Genomic DNA, 4782 nt, shown 5'->3' on the forward strand with positions numbered 1-4782 from the left:
CGGACTCCTCCGCCACCAGCGCGTCGAGGAAGCCGGACTCGGCGAAAGCCTGCCACATTGGCGCGGCGTCCCCGCCCGCCTCCACTGCGCGGATGGCGGCGGGCGGGCAGATATCCTCGATCAGGCGGGCGAAGGGGGCGACCAGTTCCTGCATGTCCACGCTGCTCTTCCTTCCGCTCAGCGAAGGCCAAGGCCGCGGGCGATGATGCCGCGCAGGATTTCGCGGGTACCGCCGCGCAGCGAGAAACTGGGCGCGATGTGGGTGACGTAGAGCAGGGTGCGGTAGAGTTCGGCGTCCACCGGTTCGTCGGGATGGGATGCGAGATCGTCGCCGATCAGTTGCGGCACGGCCTGCTCGAAACCGGTGCCCAAATCCTTCATCAGCGACGCTTCGACCACCGGGCTTTCGCCCGCGACCAGCCGGGCGGTGACGGCCAGCGACATCTCCCGCAGCACGGCCAGCTGCGCCGTCAGCGACCCGACGAGGCGCATCGTGGCACTGTCCTTACGACCCACGGTGTCGAGATGGCACACCCAGGCGTCGATCAGCACGACCGAGGAATAGATGCGTTCCGGTCCGCTCCGTTCGAAGGCGAGTTCGGCAGTGACTTGCCGCCACCCCTGCCCTTCCTCCCCGATCAGCGCATCGGGCGCGAGGCGGACATTGTCGAAGAAGACCTCCGCGAAATGGGCGTCGCCGGTCAGGTCGACGATCGGGCGGATGGTGATGCCGGGCAGCTTCAGGTCGACGATCAGCTGCGACAGGCCCGATTGCCGGTCGGCGCTGGTGCCGGATGTGCGGACCAGCGCGATCATGTAGTCGCTGTGCATTGCGTTGGTGGTCCAGATCTTCTGCCCGTTGAGCAGCCAGCCGCCATCCTCCTGCCGCTCTGCCCGGCTGCGCACGCTCGCAAGGTCGGACCCGGAACCGGGTTCGCTCATGCCTATGCAGAACAGCGCCTCGCCCCGCGAAATGCGGGGCAGGTAGAATTGGCGCTGCGCCTCCGTACCATAATGGAGGATCAGCGGGCCGCTCTGGCGGTCGGCGATCCAGTGGCCGGCGACCGGCGCACCGGCGGAAAGCAGTTCCTCCACCACCACGAAGCGGGTAAAGGGGCCGCGGCCGACGCCGCCATATGCGGTGGGCAGCGACAGGCCAAGATAGCCCGCCTGCCCCAGCTTGCGGCTGAAGGCAGCGTCGAACCCCTGCCAGGATCGGGCGCGGCGATGGACTGGCAGGTCAGCGGTCGCTTCGGCGATCAGCACGCGCAACGGCGCGCGCAGCGCTTCATCTTCCGGGGGCAATGCGGACAGGGTCAGGGTGTCGAACAAATCGGCCTCGGAAACTGGAAATCAGACAGCGAAGTAGACAATCGGATCGCACTTTCGCATTCACGCTGTCCAATATCATATTCCCAGATTGTGATAGTCATTCGATATCGATTGCGATCGCCGCGAAGTTGCGGGCAAGCGGGCTGACGCTGTCGCGCGGGACAGCGACACCGGTTTCGATCGGTACCCGCCGGGCGAGGCGGACGAGACGCACGCCCTGCGGCACCGATCGCGCCGCACGGGACGGCACCAGAGCAACGCCCAACCCCGACCGCACGAGGGCAAGGACGGCGCTCAACTGAGCCGCCTCCTGCGCGACATGGGGAACGAAGCCCGCTTCATGGCAGGCCTTGAGCGTCGTGGAGTGAAGCACGCTGATCCGGCCTTGCAGGATGAAGGGATCCTCCGCCAGCCGATCGAGCGACACGCTGGCGGCATCGGCAAGCGGATGGCCTTCGAGCAGGGCGGCGTGCATTTCATCCTGATCGACCGGCTGGATGACGACCGCCGCCACTTCCATCAGCGGCAGCCGCACAAGGCCCACATCCAGCTCCCCCGCCGCCAGCCTGCGCGCAATGTCGACGCTGGTCGCTTCCTCCAGCACCAGTTCGACCAGCGGATAGAGGCGGCGATATTCGGGGATGATGCGCGGCAGCAGGTCGAAGGTAGCGGAGCCCACGAAGCCGACGCGCAGCCGACCCCTCTCCCCCATGGCGCCCTCCCGCACCGCATCGCGGAAACGATCGGCCTGCGCCAGCGTGGCGCGGGCGATTTCCAGCGCGGCGCGACCGGCGGCCGTCAACGTCACGCCGCGCGTACCACGATCGAACAGGCTCGTGCCCAGTTCCTCCTCCAGCTTGCGAATCGCGACGGTCAACGGCGGCTGCGACATGTTGAGCCGCTCGGCCGCGCGATGGAAATTCCGCGTATCGGCCAGGGTCACGAAATAGCGTAGCTGGCGCAACTCCACTGATAGCTCCTGAGTATCGAAAAAACGAAAATCAATATTAGCTTGAGCCGATCCAAGCGCCTAGCATTTTGACACGAAGGCGAGTGATCATAGCCCGGAGAGACATATGCCCCCCTTCCTTATGGTCGAGCGCGACGGCCCCGTCGTCACCGCAACCTTCAACCGCCCCGACGAACGCAACGCGATTTCGGAGGTCGAGCATAGCGAGGCGATCGTCGATTTCTGCCGTCAGATGACGCGCGACGCATCGGTCCGGGCAATCGTACTGACCGGCGCGGGCAAGGCCTTCTGCGCAGGCGGCAATGTGAAACATATGGCCGACCGGGCGGGCATGTTCGGCGGCAGCCCCTATGAGATACGCAACAATTACCGCACCAGCGTGCAGATGATCGGACCGGCGATCAGCGATCTGGAAGTGCCGATCATCGCCGCGATCAACGGGCCGGCGATCGGCCTTGGCCTCGACATCGCTTGCATGTGCGACATTCGCATCATGGCGGACAGTGCGGTGATCGCGGAAAGCTATGTGAAGCTGGGCATCATTCCGGGCGGCGGCGGCGGCTGGCTGCTCCCCCGCCTGATCGGACCGCAGCGCGCCAGTCTGATGACACTGACCGGCGACGCCATCGATGCCAGGACCGCGCTGGATTATGGACTGGTGGCCGAGGTGGTGCCGGGCGATGTGCTGCTGGCGCGGGCACAGGCGCTTGCGGCAAAGATCGCGGCCAATCCCGGTCACGCAACCCGCATGGCCAAGCGGCTGATGCGCGAAGGCGCGGATATGAAACTGCCCACGCTGCTGGAAATGGCAGCGGCCTACCAGGCGCTCGCCCATCATAGCGAAGACCATCATGAAGCGATCGCCGCGTTCCTCGGCAAACGCGCACCGGAGTATAAGGACAAGTGAGCAAGGCTGCCGAAACGCCGACCGGGCCGCTGGCGGGTCTGCGCGTGCTGGACCTTTCGCGTGTTTTGGCGGGACCATGGTGTACGCAGATATTGGGCGATCTTGGCGCGGAAGTCATCAAGATCGAACAGCCGGGGCAGGGAGACGACACGCGCCGCTGGGGTCCGCCCTTTCTGGAGGACGGGTCGAAGGATGCCGCCTATTATCTCTGCGCCAACCGCAACAAGAAATCGGTGGCGATCAACCTGGCCGATCCGCGCGGCGCGGACCTGATCCGGCAGATCGCCATGGACTGCGACATCGTGGTCGAGAATTTCCGGGTCGGCGGCCTGGTCAAATATGGCCTCGACTATGCGTCGCTGGCGGAGATCAACCCGAAACTCATCTATTGTTCGATCACCGGTTTCGGGCAGGATGGACCGTACAAGGACCGGGGCGGCTATGACTTTCTGATCCAGGGGATGAGCGGGCTCATGTCGATCACCGGCCGGCCGGACGGCGAGCCGGGCGGCGGGCCTATGAAGGTCGGCATTCCCATCAGCGATCTCGTGACCGGACTTTACGCCGCCATTTCGATCCTCGCCGCGCTGGCGCATCGCGACCGGACCGGCGAAGGGCAGCAGATCGACCTGGCGCTGCTGGACACGCAGGTCGCACTGCTCGCCAATCAGGCGAGCAATTACATGAACGGCGGGATGTTACCCCGACGACTGGGTAATGAGCATCCCAACACCGTGCCCTATCAGGATTTTGCCTGTGCCGATGGCGACATATTGGTGGCGCTGGGCAATGATCGGCAGTTTCGCAGCTTCTGCGACCTGATCGGGCGGCCCGATCTGCCGGATGATCCGCGCTTCCGCGACAATGCAGGGCGTTCGCCCAACCGCCATGCCTTGCAGGCGGAAATGGCGCCCGCCATCGCCCGCTGGCAATCGGACGACCTGATCGCCGCCATGGAGGCGGCCAGGCTGCCCGGCGGGCGGGTCAATGACATTCCCCATATCCTGGCCGATCCGCAGATCGCGGCGCGGGGCTTGGTGCGGGACATGATGCGTTCGGATGGGACGACGATGAAGATTCTGGGCTATCCGGGCAAATTGTCGAAGACGCCCACCGATTATCGCCATGCACCGCCACGATCGGGCGAGGATACGCGTGACGTGCTGGCTGATCTGCTGGGCGTGGATGCGGCGGGGCTAGCCGGGCTGATCGACGCCGGGGTCGTGGCTGAGCGACTGCACTGACATATCAGGAGAGGACATGATCATGACCATGAAGATCGGCTTTATCGGGCTGGGCGCGATGGGGCTGCCCATGTCGTCCAACCTGCAGCGCAACGGCTTCGCCGTCACGGTGTTCGACCTTGACCCGGCGAAGATGGACGAGGTCGCAGCGCTGGGCGCACGCAAGGCCGCCAGCATCGCCGAAGCGAGCAGGGGGCAGGATATCGTCATCACCGTGCTGCCCGCGACGCCCCATGTCGAGGCGGTGGTATTGGGCGAGGACGGCGTGCTGGCGAATATCGACGATGGCGGGCTGCTGATGGACATGTCGACCATCGACGCCAAGGGGA

Annotated in this window: 5 protein-coding genes; 3 read left to right on the plus strand and 2 right to left on the minus strand. The window is 65.2% G+C overall.

Annotated features, from left to right (window positions below; genetic code table 11):
• Positions 1 to 177: 177 nt before the first annotated feature.
• Entirely contained in the window at positions 178 to 1332 is a 1155-nt protein-coding gene (locus VMR39_RS29180; protein WP_325421839.1) for an acyl-CoA dehydrogenase family protein, read from the minus strand.
• A gap of 97 nt (positions 1333 to 1429) precedes the next feature.
• Positions 1430 to 2302, minus strand: coding sequence for a LysR family transcriptional regulator (locus tag VMR39_RS29185; protein WP_325421841.1), 873 nt, complete (start codon positions 2300 to 2302; stop codon positions 1430 to 1432).
• Positions 2303 to 2408: 106 nt separating this feature from the next.
• On the opposite strand from VMR39_RS29185, the gene VMR39_RS29190 reads away from it, so the two are divergent.
• The 3 genes from VMR39_RS29190 to VMR39_RS29200 form a co-directional block, all read left to right on the plus strand.
• On the plus strand, positions 2409 to 3209 hold the full coding sequence (locus VMR39_RS29190) for a crotonase/enoyl-CoA hydratase family protein (protein WP_325421843.1): 801 nt from the start codon (positions 2409 to 2411) through the stop codon (positions 3207 to 3209).
• A complete protein-coding gene (locus VMR39_RS29195; RefSeq protein WP_325421845.1) occupies positions 3206 to 4453 on the plus strand; it encodes a CaiB/BaiF CoA-transferase family protein in 1248 nt (415 codons plus the stop codon). Before VMR39_RS29190 ends, VMR39_RS29195 begins: the two co-directional genes overlap by 4 nt.
• 16 nt (positions 4454 to 4469) lie before the next feature.
• The coding region (locus tag VMR39_RS29200) for an NAD(P)-binding domain-containing protein (RefSeq protein WP_325421847.1) at positions 4470 to 4782 on the plus strand (313 nt) is incomplete at its 3' end.

This window comes from Sphingobium sp. (assembly GCF_035511395.1).
Taxonomy (GTDB): Bacteria; Pseudomonadota; Alphaproteobacteria; order Sphingomonadales; family Sphingomonadaceae; genus Sphingobium.